This window comes from Gordonia aquimaris, from assembly GCF_026262595.1.
In the GTDB taxonomy this organism is placed as follows: domain Bacteria; phylum Actinomycetota; class Actinomycetes; order Mycobacteriales; family Mycobacteriaceae; genus Gordonia; species Gordonia tangerina.
Window position 1 is genome coordinate 66,917 of the sequence record NZ_JAPKFM010000023.1, and the last position, 15,208, is coordinate 82,124.

16 protein-coding genes are annotated in these 15,208 nt (G+C 67.2%); 11 read left to right on the plus strand and 5 right to left on the minus strand.

What is annotated here, in order from left to right; all coding sequences use genetic code 11:
- The first annotated feature begins 6 nt into the window (after positions 1 to 6).
- From OSB52_RS18900 to OSB52_RS18930, 7 genes are all read left to right on the plus strand, one after another.
- Positions 7 to 696 carry a TnsA-like heteromeric transposase endonuclease subunit gene (locus OSB52_RS18900; RefSeq protein ID WP_226435562.1) on the plus strand — a complete coding sequence of 230 codons (690 nt, stop codon included), beginning with the start codon at positions 7 to 9 and terminating at the stop codon, positions 694 to 696.
- Positions 693 to 2,747, plus strand: a complete 2,055-nt coding sequence (locus tag OSB52_RS18905; protein WP_266063089.1) for a TnsB C-terminal domain-containing protein — start codon at positions 693 to 695, stop codon at positions 2,745 to 2,747. Before OSB52_RS18900 ends, OSB52_RS18905 begins: the two co-directional genes overlap by 4 nt.
- Complete coding sequence (locus OSB52_RS18910; RefSeq protein ID WP_059384188.1) at positions 2,744 to 3,808, plus strand: ATP-binding protein; 1,065 nt, start codon at positions 2,744 to 2,746, stop codon at positions 3,806 to 3,808. Before OSB52_RS18905 ends, OSB52_RS18910 begins: the two co-directional genes overlap by 4 nt.
- Before the next feature lie 46 nt (positions 3,809 to 3,854).
- Positions 3,855 to 4,721 (plus strand): TniQ family protein, encoded by an 867-nt coding sequence (locus OSB52_RS18915; RefSeq protein WP_167352084.1) that lies wholly within the window; start codon positions 3,855 to 3,857, stop codon positions 4,719 to 4,721.
- A gap of 148 nt (positions 4,722 to 4,869) precedes the next feature.
- Positions 4,870 to 5,241 carry an ArsR/SmtB family transcription factor gene (locus OSB52_RS18920; RefSeq protein ID WP_054720048.1) on the plus strand — a complete coding sequence of 124 codons (372 nt, stop codon included), beginning with the start codon at positions 4,870 to 4,872 and terminating at the stop codon, positions 5,239 to 5,241.
- A complete protein-coding gene (locus OSB52_RS18925) occupies positions 5,238 to 7,202 on the plus strand; it encodes a heavy metal translocating P-type ATPase (protein ID WP_059384189.1) in 1,965 nt (654 codons plus the stop codon). The genes OSB52_RS18920 and OSB52_RS18925 overlap by 4 nt, the downstream gene beginning before the upstream one ends.
- Positions 7,203 to 7,212: 10 nt before the next feature.
- Complete coding sequence (locus OSB52_RS18930; RefSeq protein WP_054720545.1) at positions 7,213 to 7,560, plus strand: DUF3703 domain-containing protein; 348 nt, start codon at positions 7,213 to 7,215, stop codon at positions 7,558 to 7,560.
- Positions 7,561 to 7,630: 70 nt separating this feature from the next.
- Here OSB52_RS18930 and arsA read toward each other — a convergent pair whose 3' ends face one another.
- From arsA to OSB52_RS18945, 3 genes are read right to left on the minus strand one after another with little or no spacing between them, the layout of a single operon-like run.
- Complete coding sequence (gene arsA, locus OSB52_RS18935) at positions 7,631 to 9,424, minus strand: arsenical pump-driving ATPase (protein WP_064063746.1); 1,794 nt, start codon at positions 9,422 to 9,424, stop codon at positions 7,631 to 7,633.
- A 57-nt stretch (positions 9,425 to 9,481) separates the two neighbouring features.
- A complete protein-coding gene (gene arsD / locus OSB52_RS18940; RefSeq protein ID WP_064063745.1) occupies positions 9,482 to 9,874 on the minus strand; it encodes an arsenite efflux transporter metallochaperone ArsD in 393 nt (130 codons plus the stop codon).
- 58 nt (positions 9,875 to 9,932) lie between these two features.
- Positions 9,933 to 10,355, minus strand: a complete 423-nt coding sequence (locus tag OSB52_RS18945) for an arsenate-mycothiol transferase ArsC (protein ID WP_064063744.1) — start codon at positions 10,353 to 10,355, stop codon at positions 9,933 to 9,935.
- A gap of 63 nt (positions 10,356 to 10,418) precedes the next feature.
- On the opposite strand from OSB52_RS18945, the gene OSB52_RS18950 reads away from it, so the two are divergent.
- From OSB52_RS18950 to OSB52_RS18965, 4 genes are read left to right on the plus strand one after another with little or no spacing between them, the layout of a single operon-like run.
- A complete protein-coding gene (locus OSB52_RS18950; protein ID WP_064063743.1) occupies positions 10,419 to 10,832 on the plus strand; it encodes an ArsR/SmtB family transcription factor in 414 nt (137 codons plus the stop codon).
- 32 nt (positions 10,833 to 10,864) lie between these two features.
- Positions 10,865 to 11,905 carry an ACR3 family arsenite efflux transporter gene (arsB, locus tag OSB52_RS18955; RefSeq protein WP_064063801.1) on the plus strand — a complete coding sequence of 347 codons (1,041 nt, stop codon included), beginning with the start codon at positions 10,865 to 10,867 and terminating at the stop codon, positions 11,903 to 11,905.
- A 25-nt stretch (positions 11,906 to 11,930) separates the two neighbouring features.
- Positions 11,931 to 12,581 carry an arsenate reductase/protein-tyrosine-phosphatase family protein gene (locus OSB52_RS18960; protein ID WP_064063800.1) on the plus strand — a complete coding sequence of 217 codons (651 nt, stop codon included), beginning with the start codon at positions 11,931 to 11,933 and terminating at the stop codon, positions 12,579 to 12,581.
- A 27-nt stretch (positions 12,582 to 12,608) separates the two neighbouring features.
- The gene (locus tag OSB52_RS18965; protein ID WP_064063742.1) at positions 12,609 to 13,043 is read left to right on the plus strand and encodes an arsenate reductase ArsC; all 435 of its coding nucleotides are present in this window, start codon (positions 12,609 to 12,611) and stop codon (positions 13,041 to 13,043) included.
- A 138-nt stretch (positions 13,044 to 13,181) separates the two neighbouring features.
- On the opposite strand, the gene OSB52_RS18970 is transcribed toward OSB52_RS18965, so the two are convergent.
- Positions 13,182 to 14,327, minus strand: a complete 1,146-nt coding sequence (locus tag OSB52_RS18970) for a sensor histidine kinase (RefSeq protein WP_064063741.1) — start codon at positions 14,325 to 14,327, stop codon at positions 13,182 to 13,184.
- Positions 14,324 to 15,100, minus strand: coding sequence for a winged helix-turn-helix domain-containing protein (locus OSB52_RS18975; RefSeq protein ID WP_084421683.1), 777 nt, complete (start codon positions 15,098 to 15,100; stop codon positions 14,324 to 14,326). The genes OSB52_RS18970 and OSB52_RS18975 overlap by 4 nt, the downstream gene beginning before the upstream one ends.
- Positions 15,101 to 15,208 lie beyond the last annotated feature (108 nt).

Here is a 15,208-nt window from a genome sequence, read left to right on the forward strand (position 1 = left end):
AGGTACGTGCAGGAATCAGGTGATCCTGTCGCGACGACCCTCGCTGCGGCAGATCCCTATCGGATGATCCTGGGCCTGCCGGTACGGAAAGTCCGCAGTCACCCCCATCAGCGCCACTATTCCGGGATGTTCTGGTCGGCCACCAACCGTGGCCACGTCCTCTACGAGAGCCGACTCGAACTGGACCGGTTGTGGCTGGCGGACTACGCACCGGAAGTGGTGCGGATCGCCGCACAGCCGATGTGGCTGTGCGGCCCGGACGGGAAGACCATGCGTCGGCATGCGCCCGATCTGCTGCTCCAACGCACAGACGGCGGATTCACGGTCGTCGACGTCAAACCCGCCGAGTTCGCCCGTCGCGACGCAGTTGCGCAGGTGTTCGCCTGGACCGAACGACTGTGTTCGAGTCGGGGCTGGTCGTATGAAGTGTGGACCGGTGCAAACCCAGTAGTGCTGGCGAACCTCCGAATCCTCGGGGGCGCTCGTCGTAGCGAGTGGATCGACCCCGCGGTGATGAGGGCACTCGACAGCGTCGCAGTGCCCGGGATGACCCTCGACGACCTCGCCGCATCGGTGAACAGGCCCGGCTCGCGAATCGCGGTGCTGGCGAAGCTGTGGTCCGGTCTGTGGTCGGTGGACCTGACGGTGCCGCTGTCCGGACAGTCGCAGGTGTCCGGTGTAAGGAGCACGCCGTGACCAACATCGTCGAACTACGTGCAGGAATCAAGGTCTGGCTCGACGGCTGCTCATGGGAAGTCGTGGCGCTGCAGGGACACGATGTCACCCTCCGGTCCGGAGAGCGGATGCAGCGTGTCGCGGTCACCGAGATCGCGGCACGGGGAACAGCGATCTCACCGCCGGACGACACCGCCTCCGCTGACCCTGCTGCCGTAGTGCTCTCCTCGCTGACCGCAACCCAGATTCAGGAACTGGAAACACGAGCCGAACACGTCCGCGGCATCCTGACCGAGGTTGCGACCTCCGGCGCCGAACTCGAATCGGTGTTGGCCACCAGAGCGGCGGAACTTCACGTCTCTGTGCGCACCCTGTACCGCTGGATCGCCGGATACCGCGCGGCAGGAGTTGCCGGACTCACGGACAGTCGGATCCGTAGCCGCTACGCCACCAGTGTCGATCACCGGTGGGACGCAGCATGTGTGCGGGTGCTCGATAGGTACGTCACCGTCTCGACCCCGACGATCGGCGCGGTCATCGATGCCGTTGCCAAGGACCTGGAAGCAGAATTCGGGCCGGGCATGGTGCCGTTGCCCTCCCTGAGCACGGCATACCGGCGGGTGAAGACATTGTCGAAGGGGCGGCACGCGTTCGGTAGCGCGAAAGGCCGGCGGTCGGTGGCGGACCGGCCCCGCGGTGTCCTCGGCCGACTGCGCGCGACCCGTCCGGGGGAGTACGTGGTGCTCGATACCACCGCGCTGGATGTGTTCGCGATGGAACCGGTCACCATGCGCTGGGTTGGGGTGGAGTTGACCGTGGCGATGGACCTGTTCACCCGCTGCATCCTCGGACTGCGCCTGACACCGCTATCGACGCGGTCCCAGGACGTGGCGAATGTGCTGTACCAGTGCATCACTCCCGCCCGCGACACCGACCCGACTGCGGATCAGGTCTGGCCGTATCACGGGGTGCCGCGAAACCTGCTCGTCGGCACCGAGTCCCCGGACGGGATCTCCCAGCGACGCGTCGGGGATCTACCGGCATGTCTGCCCGAGGCGATCGTCGTCGATCACGGCAAGCAGTACCTGTCCTCTCATGTGATCGGAGTCTGCGCCCGACTGGGTATCACCGTTCAGCCGGCGATCCCGCACAAGCCCACCGACAAACCCACCGTCGAACGCTTCTTCCGCACCCTGCGCGAATCACTGCTGCAACACCTACCCGCGTACAAGGGCCCGGACGTGTACTCACGGGGCAAGGACGTCGAAGACGCCGCGTTCTACTACGTCAGCGAACTCGAGCAGATCATCCGGGAATGGGTGGGCCGGGTCTATCACCACACCTGTCACGACGGGCTGTGCGTGCCGGAACTGCCGCGGGTGGGGTTTTCGCCGAGTGAGATGTTCGAGATCGGCGTCGCCAAATCCGGTGGTCTGCTGTTGCCGGCGAATCCGGATCTGGCGTATGAGTTCCTCGACGCGCGCTGGCGGACGATCCAGCATTACGGCGTCGAGGTCGACGGACTGCGTTACGACGGACCCGGGCTCACCTTGTATCGCACCGCCCGTTCCCCCTATGGCGGTGTGCACGCCGGCAAGTGGCCGATCTTCGTCGACAATCACGACATCCGGCACGCCTGGTTCCAGGACCCGGACAGCCACCGTTGGCATCAGTTGGTGTGGGAGCACGGCGCTTGCCTGAACCAGCCGTTCAGCAGGGACGCCGCCGACTACGCCAAACGCATCGCCGTGCGCGAGCATCGCCACTTCGATCCCGCCGCCGCGGTACGGGATCTGCTGCTCGCGTGGAGCCGAGACGACGTCGCGACACGCCGCGACCGCGCCCTGGCCCGCCGACTCAGTGCCCACCGCCCGCATCCGGAAACCGAAGGACAGCAGTCCGGTATCGACGACGAACGCGACACTGCGTCCGTGCCGGGCGTCGCCGAGCTGCTCGACGAACTCGCCACCAGTCGAACTCAACGGTTGGAGGTGGTCGACGACGTCGACGTATTCGACCGGTACTACGCGGAGCATCCCGACGAAGACGTGTTCGAGGTGTTCGACGAATGAACCCCTGGGCCACCTGGCTGGCAACGTATGGCACTGTCCGCTACCAGCTCTCCCGCAAACAGGGCTGGCACGCCTTCGTCACCGCCCCACCGCGTGAACCGTTCGAGGTCCTCTCCCGCACCGCGATGTCCCGACTGTCGCAGGAGGAGCTCGAGGACTACAACGAAGCCCGGATGGTGTGGAACGCGAACCTGCCGACGATCAAGACCAGCCAACTCGCCGCCGCCTACGGGATCTGCGATCAGGTGATGGCCTCGGCGTATCGGGACGGCGACAAGCTGCGCGGCTCGGTGGTCATCGACGCCGAACCCGGCCTCGGCAAGACCACCATCGCCACCCGCTATGCCCGCGACGTCCACCGGCGAGTTCTGCGCCGCGACGGACCCCTCACCGTGGAGGGGCATCAACGGTGGCCGGTGGCGTTCATCCCGCTCAGCGCCGGGGTCACCCTCAAAGGCCTCAATCAGCAGATCCTGCGGTTCTACGGCCATCCGGCCGTGGACCGTGCCTCCACCTCGAAACTCGGGGCCTTGGCGGTGGACTGTGTCACCTCCTGCGGTACCCGGTTGATCGTGCTCGACGATCTGCACTTCGTCGACTTCCGGCACCGCAACGGCCTGGAGGTATCGAACCATCTCAAGGGTTTGGCCAACGACATGGCCGCTACCTTCATTTACGTCGGGGTGAATCTGACCGCCAAACGCTTCTTCGACGAAGGCCTGCTCGGCGAGCACACCGTCTACGCCCAGACCAGCCGCCGCGCCACCCGCTGCCCGGTTGCCCCGTTCAGCATCGACACCGACACCGGGATGCGCGGCTGGCTCGCGCTGCTGCGCACCGCCGAAGAACACCTCACCCTCGCCGGCAGCCATGACGGGATGCTGTGCGAGCATGCTCGGCTGCTGCACCGCCGCACCCAGGGGCGGATCGCGTCGTTGACGAATCTGCTCGACCGGATCTCGTATCTCGCGATCGTCACCGGCGTCGAAGCCGTCACTGCTGAGTTGATTACGACCGCGACCGTCGACAATGCCAGCGAATCCGCCGCCCGCACCGGCTGATACCGGCTGGTCCCGCCCTGGCCGGCTCAGTGGTTGGGGAACCACTATGGCCACGATAAGAGTCGACCGGTGGCCGATCACCGTGCAACTACATCCCGCCGAGTATCTGCCGGGCTGGCTGATGCGCGTCGGCTGTCGCTACCAACTGACCCCGATCCAGATTTTGCGCGAGCTCCGTGTGCCGCGGAGCCCGACCGGATATCACCTCGTTCTCGAGCACCTGAGCCTGCACGCTCGGTGGATCGCCGCTTACCTCGGTGTCCCTGCCGGTGACCTGCGCGCCGCCCTGTGGGGCCGGCCGATCGATGCCGCCGCGGCACGGTACCTGGTGCACCACCGCCACATTCGGCCCGACCGGGGAGGATCGCGTTTCTGTGCCCGATGCCTGGCCGAACCCGATCCGTGGTGGCATGCAGGCTGGGCCAATCCGCTGCTGCCGCTCTGTGTACGCCACCAGGTGTATCTGCAGTCGACATGCGAAGGCTGCGGTCAGGTGCCGTGGACAGGAACGGCGTGGATGAGCGCTCTGGCCCCGCCGTGGCAGTGCCCGCAGCGCCATGCTCGCGAACCGCAACGCCCGGGGCGTGTGAGACCGTTCTGCCGATACGACCTGCGTGACGCTGCTGTCCTCGCTGCACCGGCGAAGCTGTGTCATGCCCAGCAGAATCTGATCGAGTTCGCTGCCCTCGCCGACCTTCAGCCGAGCCGACAGTTGCGCTACGGCACCACCGACATGCCCATCACCGAGGTGCTCGACGAGCTGTGCCGTCGATTCGTCGACACGATCGGCTCTCCCGTGCGAGGACCTGGCGACCGGCCTGGACAGTCTGAGCAAGGCGATCCTCCCGCGAGGCAGAACTGGCATGCGACCCGTTGGCCGTTCCAGGCTGGGAGCCAGCCGGCCAGTCTGTGAACGTCCCTTGAGTCGTGACGAGCCGGTCCGAGAATCCGCCAGCCGTCATCATTCGCGACCGTTGTCGGAGTCCGCACTGGCGGAGTAGAACGCGCGTTGTCCCGCTCCCTCCGCTTGATTAATCATGTTTCCTCAATATCATCGTTTTATGACGATGAATGAGCGAGCGACGACCTGCTTCGGTGAAAGTCTCGACTCTGCAGCAGCGTTGTTCCACAGTCTCTCCGACGGCACCCGCCTGGCCATCGTGCGCCGCCTCGCCGCCGGGGAATCCCGAGTAGCGGACCTGGTCGGCGAGCTGGGATTGGCGCAATCGACAGTGTCGGCGCACGTGGCATGCCTGCGGGACTGCGGCCTGGTGCAAGGCCGCCCGCAGGGCCGGCAGGTGTTCTACTCGCTGGCCCGACTGGAACTGCTCGACCTGCTGGCCTCGGCCGAAACCCTCCTGGCCGCCACGGGCAACGCCGTCGCGCTGTGCCCGAACTACGGCACCGACACCGACACGGGAGTGACGGCATGAGCGACGCCTGCGGATGCGGCCCCGACGAACCCCGCGTCGAGGGCGAAGACGACCAGGAGCCCGACAAGTGGTGGCAGGTCACCGAGATCCGGGCGGCCGCCGCCGCGGGTGTCCTGCTGATTGCGGCCCTGATCGTCCGCGTCACCGGTGGGCCCGACGCTCTCGGGACGGGCTTCGAGGCGGTGGCGCTGGTCGTCGCCGGCTACACCTTCGTCCCCTCGACCCTCAAGCGGCTGGCCCGCGGCAAGATCGGGGTCGGGACCCTGATGACGATCGCTGCCGTCGGCGCCGTGCTGCTCGGCGAGGTCGGCGAAGCCGCGATGCTCGCGTTCCTGTTCGCCATCAGTGAGGGTCTCGAAGAGTACGCGGTCACTCGCACCCGACGGGGCCTGCGCGCCCTGCTGAATCTGGTGCCGGACACTGCCACCGTCCTGCGCGGCGGCCGTGAACAGACCGTCGCCCCCGCGGAGTTGGGGCTCGGGGAGATCATGATCGTCAAACCCGGGGAGCGGCTCGCCACCGACGGCACCATCCGCACCGGGCGCACCGCCCTGGACACCTCCGCGATCACCGGGGAATCGGTGCCGGTCGAGGCCGGACCGGGCTCCGAGGTGTTCGCCGGGTCGATCAACGGCACCGGCGTGCTCGAGGTCGAGGTCACCGCCGGCGCGCAGGACAACTCGCTGGCCAAGATCGTGAAAATCGTGGAGGCCGAGCAATCCCGCAAGGGCGAGGCCCAGCGTCTGGCCGACAAGATCGCCAAGCCCCTGGTGCCGGGAGTGATGGTTGCCGCGGCGTTGATCGCCGCGATCGGCAGCGTATTCGGTGATCCGCTGGTGTGGATCGAACGCGCCCTCGTCGTGCTGGTCGCCGCGTCCCCGTGTGCGCTGGCCATCGCGATCCCGGTGACCGTGGTCGCCGCGATCGGCGCCGCCTCCAAGCTCGGCGTCCTGGTCAAGGGCGGTGCCGCCCTCGAAGCGTTGGGCCGGATCCGCACCGTCGCGTTGGACAAGACGGGCACCCTGACCCGGAACCGCCCCGAGGTCATCGACGTTGCCACCACCGGCGGCGCCACCCGCGCCGACGTTCTGAATGTCGCCGCTGCGCTCGAGGCACGCAGTGAGCACCCCCTCGCTGCAGCGATCCTCGCCGCCGTCGACGACTACACCCCCGCCGAGGACGTCGACGCGGTCCCCGGTGCCGGACTGACCGGTCACGTCGGCGGCATTCCTGCCCGTCTGGGCCGGCCCGGGTGGATCGACCCGGGCTCTCTGGCTGCCGATATCGAGCGGATGCAGCACGCCGGAGCCACTGCGGTGCTCATCGAACGCGACGGCACCCTGATCGGGGCGATCGCGGTGCGCGACGAACTGCGTCCCGAAGCCCGCGACGTCGTCGCGGGGCTGCGCCGCGACGGTTACACCGTGGCGATGCTCACCGGCGACAACGAGCGCACCGCACGAGCGTTGGCCACCGATGTCGGTATCGACGAGGTGCACGCCGATCTGCGTCCGGAGGACAAGGCCCACATCATCGACACCCTCCGCGGTACACGGCCGACGGCGATGGTCGGCGACGGTGTCAACGACGCCCCGGCCCTGGCCACCGCCGATCTGGGGATCGCGATGGGCGCGATGGGCACCGACGTGGCCATCGAAACCGCCGACGTCGCCCTGATGGGTGAGGACCTACGGCATCTACCTCAAGCCCTGCAGCATGCCCGCCGATCACGAACGATCATGTTGCAGAACGTCGGCCTCTCGCTCGCGATCATCACCGTCCTGATGCCCCTGGCCCTGTTCGGGGTACTCGGCCTGGCGGCGGTTGTCCTGGTTCACGAGGTCGCCGAGATCATCGTGATCGCCAACGGGGTCCGCGCCGGACGCGCTCGCCCCCTGACAATCTCCGGATCGGCGGCACCTGCGTCGAATCCTGGGGTACGAGAATCCTTTTCTTCCTGAAGGGCCTTCCATGAGTCCAATGCCTGCAACTGTCCGAGCCTGGTATGCCGCGGAGATGACCGCCGCTCGACACACTCACACTGCAGCCGAGCGGTGGACCCATCTCGAACGCGCGCACATCCTGTCGCAGCCCTACCCGTGGCCGCACACTCGCAATCACCTCGCCATGCTCGGTCTCGCGGTGCGTCAACGCGACCGTCGCGAAGCCCTTGGGCAGATCATCCGGATCATGGTTGCTGCCCCCGGTTCCGCGCTCGGGGGTTACCCCGAAGGCAACACCGGCCGCGTCGCTGCAGGGTTGATGACCCCCATGCCGATTCCCGCCGATCTGACCGACGTCCTCACTGGCACAGCGTGATCCGAATCGTGGCTTCAGGCATGTCTCACACGAACGACATGAGTGGACGACCCGGCCCGGTGCTGGCGGATCAACGCACCGGTGCCGGATGCCGTTCGGCCAGCTGTCCCAACGCGGTGATTCCGACCGGTTCGCTGACGGCCAGCGGAATCACCGCGCACCGATTGGCGAGTTCGTCCCGGACCGTGTCGATCTGCTCGAATTCGGCAACCGCTCGCTGCCGCAGCAGCGGCGCGGTGGGCGCCGCCGCGGCCAGGGAATTGTTGACCACCCACGCCCACGGTGCGATACCGGCGCGCCGCAAATCATCCTGCAAACCGGCCGCCTCGAGCACCGGGGTGGTCTCGGCAAGAGTGACCAGCACGATCTTGGTCTGCGCGGGGTCCTGCAGCCGCATCAGCGGGGTGGTGAAGCGCCCGCCATCGCCCATCTGCCGGGCGATCTCCCGGTGATACGACCCGGTCGCATCGAGCAACAGCAGGGTATGCCCGGTGGGGGCGGTATCGACGACGACGAACTTGCGGCGTGATTCGTGAATCACCTTCGAAAAGGCCTGGAACACCGCGACCTCCTCGGTGCACGGGGAGAGCAGGTCCTCGGCGAGAGTGGCGCGGCCGGCCTCATCGAGCCCGGCGCCCTTGGTAGCCAGCACCTGGTCTCGGTAGGTCTCGCTCGCCTCATGAGGGTCGATGCGGGACACCTCGAGGTGATCGAGCTCCCCGGCGAGAGTCTCGGTCAGATGCGCGGCGGGGTCGGTGGTGGTCAGATGCACATCGTGGCCACGGCAGGCCAGGGCCACCGCGATCGCGGCGGCAACAGTGGTTTTGCCGACCCCGCCTTTGCCCATGCACATCACCAGTCCGGGCCCGTCGGCCTCGATCGCATCGACCAGATCCGCTAACGGGGCCTCGGCGACCGCGGCAAGCCCCGGATCGGTCCCGGTGGTCATTGCCGTGGTGGTGGTGGTGTCGAACAGGGTGCTCAAAGCGTCGAGGCCGACCATGTTGACCGGCTTGAGTTCCACCAGATCGGTGGGCAGCGCGGCGATCGCGGCGCCGCGACCCGCCAGTGCGGCCTGTTCACGCTGGTACACGGCGGTAGCCAGCGGGTCGGTGTCGTCGGCCGGGTCGGGCAGCACGCCGTTGACGACCACATGCTGTCTCGTCATGCCGATCGCGGCGAGTTCGCTGTGGGTGCGGGCGATCTCGGCCAGAGCGGCGCGGTTCGCGCGTGCCACGAGCACCAGGCGGGTGCGGCCGGGGTCTGACAACGCCTCGACCGCGCCGGCGTACATGGCTTTCTGCTTGTCGAGCCCGGCCAGCGGTCCGAGGCAGGACGCGTCGCCTTTGCCGTGGTCGAGGAATTCGGTCCAGTTACCGGGCAGTTGCAGCAGCCGGATGGTATGGCCGGTGGGGGCGGTGTCGAACAGCACGTGATCGAACCCGGCGACCCGGCCGTCGGGATCGGTAAGCAGCGAGGTGAATTCGTCGAACGAGGCGACTTCGGTGGTGCACGAGCCGGACAGCTGTTCGGTGATCGAGGCGATCTCCGCCTCCGGGAGCAGTCCGCGGACAGGGCCGACGATCCGTTCGCGGTAGGCGGCGGCGGCCTCCTCGGGGTCGATCTCGAGCGCGCAGAGCCCCGGCACCGCGGGGACCTCGGTGATCGTGTTGCCGATGCTCAGACCGAAGACCTGCCCGACATTGGAGGCGGGGTCGGTCGAGACGAGCAGCACCTTCTTTCCGGCCCGGGCCAGGCGCACCGCCGACGCGCACGCGATGGAGGTCTTACCGACCCCACCTTTACCGGTGAAGAACACGAACCGGGGCGGGTCGGTCAGGAACGTGAGGTCGGCGGCAGCCATGAAAACAGGTACTCCTCGTCGGACGGGTATCGGCGGGCGGGATACGGATCTACATGGTCAGCAGCAGGTGGACTCGCCCGGGGTGCAGCAGGAGTCGCTGTCGTCGGCGAGCCCGAGCATCGTCACCCCGGACGGCGGCGCGGGTACCTCGAGGCCGGCCCAGGTGGCGAGCTCGGTGCGGGTCGGGTAGCGCCCGGTAGCGACGGTGACGTCGTCGACGAGCACGAGCGGCAGCCCGTCCGATCCGGCGAGTTCGAGGAATTTCTTGACGGTCTCGTTGTGGGCGAACGCGAGCGGGTCGTTGGCCAGGTTGTGGCGGGTGATGGCGGCGCCCTGCTCGGTCAGCGCGGCCATGTCGGCGGTGAAGGTGACCAGGTTCTGGTCGAGGTCCTCGCCGCACACGCCGGTGTTGCAGCACAGGGCCGGTTCGAAGACTGCGATGGTGCTCATAGGTATCAGGTATTCCTTCAGTGCTCGAGGGCGAACAGAGTTTCCGGGACGAACTCGGTTATCGGGCGTCGGCGTCGGAAAGCAGCCGGGTAGCGAGCTCCTCGACGCGGACGGCGATGTCATCGCGCACCAGGCGCATCCGCTCGATGCCGTCGATGCCGCGCTCGGACGGCTCATCGGTGTCCCAGTTCTCCACGCGTACCCCGGTGGGCGCATCGACGCGGGCTTCGCCGCCGAGGGTGACCACCAGGTCGACTTCGGTGAGGAGCTGCGGGTCGATCGGCTTGGGATACTCACCTGCGATGGGGGCGCCGACCTCGCCGAGGACCTGCATCGACAGTGCGTTCAGCGACGATCCGGGCGTGGTGCCGGCGGAATGGACAGCGATCCGGTCGCCTGTGGTCTTACGCATGAGGGCGGCAGCCATCTGGGATTTGCCGCCGTTCTTGACACACACGAACAGCACCGAAGCAGTGGGCACGAGAGTGGTCCTTCCCGAGGTTCTCGGATTGACTACTGAATTGATGACAGTCAATATAGACGCATGTCGAATCAGCTGTCGAGTGAGACCGAGCCGTGCTGCCCACCGCTCGCACGGGAGCCTCTCACCTCCGATTGGGCCGGCGATCTGGCCCGCATGTTCAAAGCGCTCGGTGATCCGGTGCGGCTGCGCATGCTCAGCATGATCGCCAGCCACCAGGGCGGGGAGAGCTGTGTGTGCGACATCAGCCCCGCCTTCGACCTGTCGCAACCGACCATCTCACATCACCTCAAGGTGCTGCGCGAAGCCGGACTGCTCGACTGTGAGCGCCGCGGCACCTGGGTGTACTACCGGGTGATCCCCGCCGCCCTCGAGCAACTCTCCGCGGTGCTCGCCACCGAATCCGGGGTGTTGCCAGGGTCGGCCTGCACCTGCACCTGCGCCCCGACCGAAGCCCTTCAGGAGATCGTCTCGTGACCACCACCGAACACCGGTCCGTCGCCGGCAAGATGTCGGTCCTCGACCGGTTCCTGGCCGTGTGGATCGGCATCGCCATGGTCGCCGGTCTGCTGCTCGGCCGCCTCATACCTGGGCTCGGCGACGCACTGAGCGTCATCGAGATCGACAACATCTCCCTGCCGATCGCCCTCGGTCTGTTGATCATGATGTACCCGGTGCTCGCGAAGGTGCGCTACGACCGCCTCGACACCGTCACGGGCGATCGCAAGCTGCTGATCTCCTCGCTGATCCTCAACTGGGTGCTCGGCCCGGCATTGATGTTCGCCCTCGCCTGGCTGCTGCTGCCCGACCTGCCCGAGTATCGCACCGGCCTGATCATCGTCGGCCTGGCTCGCTGCATCGCGATGGTCATCATCTGGAACGACCTCGCCTGCGGCGACCGCGAAGCCGCCGCCGTACTGGTTGCGATCAACTCGATGTTCCAGGTGATCATGTTCGCGGTGCTCGGCTGGTTCTACCTGTCGGTCCTGCCCGGCTGGCTCGGTCTCGAACAGACCACCCTCGATGTCTCGCCGTGGCAGATCGCCAAGTCGGTGCTGATCTTCCTCGGTATCCCGCTCGTCGCCGGTTTCTTGACCCGCCATTTCGGCGAGAAGGCCAAGGGCCGCGAGTGGTACGAGGAGACGTTCCTGCCGAAGATCGGTCCGTGGGCGCTCTACGGGCTGCTGTTCACGATCGTGATCCTGTTCGCGCTGCAGGGCGAGCAGATCACCTCGCAGCCGTGGGACGTGGTGCGGATTGCGTTGCCGCTGCTCGCGTACTTCATCCTCATGTGGGGCGGCGGGTTCCTGTTCGGTGCGGCGGTCGGGCTCGGTTACGAGCGCACCACCACGCTCGCGTTCACCGCCGCCGGAAACAACTTCGAGCTCGCCATCGCCGTCGCGATCGGCACCTTCGGGGTCACCTCCGGTCAGGCGTTGGCCGGGGTGGTGGGCCCGCTCATCGAGGTGCCCGTTCTTGTTGCTCTGATCTACGTCTCGCTTGCTCTGCGGAAGCGTTTCACCCGTTCGTCTGCCCCCGCTGTGTCGTAAGGACCGCCCACGTCAGGAGATGTCGATGTCCCAGCACGCTGCTCAGCCGGAACTACTGATGCCGCAGGCGGTGCTGCACCGCAGCGCCGAACATCTCGCCGAGAAGTATGCCGGGGTGTTCTCGGCGCAGACCGTCGAGCGGATGGTGTTCGAGTCGTATGCGGCGCTGCGGCGCACCGCCAAGATCCACACTCACCTGCCCTCGCTGGCCACCCGCTTCGCGGGCGAACGCCTCACGGCTCTGGCGCAGGCCGAGGGCGCCGTGCCGAAGGATGTGCCGGAGGTGCTGTTCGTGTGCGTGCGCAACAGCGGACGCTCGCAGATGGCCGCGGCACTGCTGGCCCATCACGGCGCCGGGCGGGTGCACGTGCGCTCCGCCGGATCGGCTCCTGCGGCGGCGATTCATCCTGTCGTGGTCGAGGCGATGGCCGAGATCGGGCTCGATCTCGGTGCCGAATATCCCAAACCCCTGACCGACGATGTGGTGGCAGCCGCCGATGTGGTGATCACCATGGGGTGCGGCGACGCGTGCGCGGTGTATCCGGGTAAGCGCTACCTCGACTGGTCGTTGCTCGATCCGAACGACGAGTCGCTCGAGACGGTACGCGCCGTCCGCGACGATATCGACACTCGCGTGCAGGCTTTGCTGGCCGAACTCGACACCGTTTCTGCCTGAATTCTCTTCGAAAGGACGTCTGTTTTCATGACCACCGATTCCTCGACCGCACGCACACCCTCGGTGTTGTTCGTGTGTGTGCACAACGCCGGCCGTTCCCAGATGGCCGCGGGATTCCTCACCGCGCTGGCCGGCGACCGGGTCGAGGTCCGTTCCGCAGGCTCCGCACCGGCCGAGCAGGTCAACCCGGCCGCCGTCGAGGCGATGGCCGAGGTGGGTATCGACATTTCCGCGCAGAACCCGAAGATCCTCACCGTCGACGCGGTGCAGGCCTCCGATGTGGTGATCACCATGGGGTGCGGCGACACGTGCCCGGTGTTTCCGGGCAAGTCCTATCGGGATTGGGTGCTCGAGGATCCGGCCGGGCAAGGGGTCGAGGCGGTGCGTCCGATCCGCGACGAGATCAAAGCCAAGGTCGAGGCGCTGATCGCCGAGCTCGTTCCCGACGGCGCCCACGCCTGACAGAGGTGGTCCGTCGGCGCCGACGACAACAAACATGGCGGAGGCGTTCAGTCCCCCAGTCGAGGGCCCGCACTCGGAGGTCGTGAGTCCACGGATTGAGATGTGCCGGATACGGCAACACCGAAGCAGGCTCCGAGGTCAGACTGCAATGACGGGCAGTTCGATCGTAAAGCGTGCCCCACGGCCCGGCCCGTCACTGTGTGCTCGGATGCGCCCGTGGTGGGCTTCGACGAGGGCACGGGTGATGGTCAGGCCGATACCGCTGCCGCCGTGTCGGCGATCACGGGCAGTATCGGCGCGGTAGAAGCGATCGAAGAGGTGGTCGAGGTGCTCAGGAGCAATGCCCTCACCGGTGTCGGCCACCGTGATCTCCACCCGATCGCGGTTCGCTCGTCTGCTGGTGACCGTGACCGTGCCGCCACAAGCGGTGTGGCGCAGGGCATTGTCGAGCAGGTTGCCCAGGACCTGCCCGAGCCGGTCGGGATCGACCGACACGACCATCGAGTCGGTGATCCGGCTGTGCAGTGCGACGCCTTTGCTCTCGTACCGTTCGCGCACCGCATCGACCGCGGCGGTGACCAGGGCGCCGGTGGTGGTGGGCACCGGCCGGATGCGGGTGAGGTGTTCTTCGGCGCGCGAGACCGCGGTGATGTCCTGGGCGAGACGACCCAGCCGGTGGGTGGCGGCGCGGAGGATCTGTCGGGTGTCGTCGTCGAGGGTGCGGACGCCGTCGTCGAGGGCTTCGAGGTAGGAGTCGAGGGTAGCGATCGGGGTGCGCATCTCGTGGCCGAGATCGGCGAGCATCCGGCGGCGGGTGGCCTCGGTGGCCTCGAGGCGGCGGGCGAGTTCGTTGACGGTCAGGGCAAGGTCGTCGAATTCGCGGCCGAGACCGGGGCTGGACACGCGAGTGTCGTACCGGCCGCCGGCGATCCGGGCGGTCGAGGTGGTCACCGCGGTCAACGAGCGTTGAACACGGCGGGTGATATACCAGCTCACCGCCAACGCCAGCAGCACCGCGACCGCGACCGCCAGACCCCACGCCAGGACGATCGCCCAGGCGAACGCCTCTTCAACATGGGCGGCCTGACTCGAGTTGTGGTCGATGCCGGCCTGACCGAGGTGATCATGGAAGATGCCGGGCGCGAGGGCGGAAGCGACGAGCCAGGCGCTGACGGCGCAGCCGACCACCACCACGGTCAAGGCGAGGAACAGCCGGGTGCCGAAACTCGACCCGGCCAGTGCCCGCCGTACCGACCCTCGTGGAGCGGGGCTCTGGGGATTCATGCTCCGGTGCCCATCCGGTAGCCCACACCGCGGACGGTGCGCACGTAGCGGCCGCGGACGACATCGTCGCCGAGTTTGCGGCGCAGATGACCGATGTGCACGTCGACCAGGTGGTCGTCGCCGGTCCAGCTCGGCCCCCACACCGCCTCGATCAACTGGGCACGGGTCAGCACAACACCGGGATCGCGGGCCAGGGCGGCCAGGACGTCGAATTCGGTGCGGGTCAAGGACACCGGCAGCCCGGCGACGGTGACTTCCCGTCCGTCCACATCGATGACCAGGTCCCCGACGCTGCGGATCAGGCCGGGGGCGGCCTCGGCCGGTGCGGCGATACCGGTGCGGGGACGGCGCAGCATGGCCTGGATGCGGGCCATCAATTCGCGGGGGCTGAACGGTTTGCTCATGTAGTCATCCGCGCCCACGGACAACCCGATGAGGGTATCGATTTCTTCGGTGCGGGCGGTGAGCATCACGACATAAGCGTCGGAGAAGGTCCGCAGTTGCCGGCACACCTCAACCCCGTCCAGATGAGGCAGCCCCAGATCGAGGACCACGACATCGGGGTCGACCTGCCGGGCGAGGGTGACGGCGTCGGCGCCGTCACCGGTAATCGCGGTCTCGAACCCGTCGCGTTCGAGATACGAGCCGATCAGGTTCGCCAACGGTGCCTCGTCCTCGACGACCATCGCCCGCAACCCGGTCGACGGGCGCGGCGGCGCCGCAGGATCGCTGGTCGCGGTGGGAGTGCGAGCGGAGGAGTCCATGGTGTCCATCTTCACCAGCGGGCACCACTGTCGACGATGCCGTGGGGCTTCTTGAGCAAATCTTCATACGACCTCCACAGGAATCCAGGGGTAGGCACACCAGGCTGAAGGCACGAA

What these genes read in the sequence shown, in the direction of transcription:
- OSB52_RS18910 (WP_059384188.1), top strand. Translation starts at nt 2,744, where the DNA reads ATGAACCCCTGGGCCACCTGGCTGGCAACGTATGGCACTGTCCGCTAC.
- OSB52_RS18915 (WP_167352084.1), top strand. Translation starts at nt 3,855, where the DNA reads ATGGCCACGATAAGAGTCGACCGGTGGCCGATCACCGTGCAACTACAT.
- OSB52_RS18920 (WP_054720048.1), top strand. Translation starts at nt 4,870, where the DNA reads ATGACGATGAATGAGCGAGCGACGACCTGCTTCGGTGAAAGTCTCGAC.
- OSB52_RS18925 (WP_059384189.1), top strand. Translation starts at nt 5,238, where the DNA reads ATGAGCGACGCCTGCGGATGCGGCCCCGACGAACCCCGCGTCGAGGGC.
- OSB52_RS18930 (WP_054720545.1), top strand. Translation starts at nt 7,213, where the DNA reads ATGAGTCCAATGCCTGCAACTGTCCGAGCCTGGTATGCCGCGGAGATG.
- arsA (WP_064063746.1), bottom strand. Translation starts at nt 9,424, where the DNA reads ATGGCTGCCGCCGACCTCACGTTCCTGACCGACCCGCCCCGGTTCGTG.
- arsD (WP_064063745.1), bottom strand. Translation starts at nt 9,874, where the DNA reads ATGAGCACCATCGCAGTCTTCGAACCGGCCCTGTGCTGCAACACCGGC.
- OSB52_RS18950 (WP_064063743.1), top strand. Translation starts at nt 10,419, where the DNA reads ATGTCGAATCAGCTGTCGAGTGAGACCGAGCCGTGCTGCCCACCGCTC.
- arsB (WP_064063801.1), top strand. Translation starts at nt 10,865, where the DNA reads ATGTCGGTCCTCGACCGGTTCCTGGCCGTGTGGATCGGCATCGCCATG.
- OSB52_RS18960 (WP_064063800.1), top strand. Translation starts at nt 11,931, where the DNA reads ATGTCCCAGCACGCTGCTCAGCCGGAACTACTGATGCCGCAGGCGGTG.
- OSB52_RS18965 (WP_064063742.1), top strand. Translation starts at nt 12,609, where the DNA reads ATGACCACCGATTCCTCGACCGCACGCACACCCTCGGTGTTGTTCGTG.
- OSB52_RS18970 (WP_064063741.1), bottom strand. Translation starts at nt 14,327, where the DNA reads ATGAATCCCCAGAGCCCCGCTCCACGAGGGTCGGTACGGCGGGCACTG.
- OSB52_RS18975 (WP_084421683.1), bottom strand. Translation starts at nt 15,100, where the DNA reads ATGGACACCATGGACTCCTCCGCTCGCACTCCCACCGCGACCAGCGAT.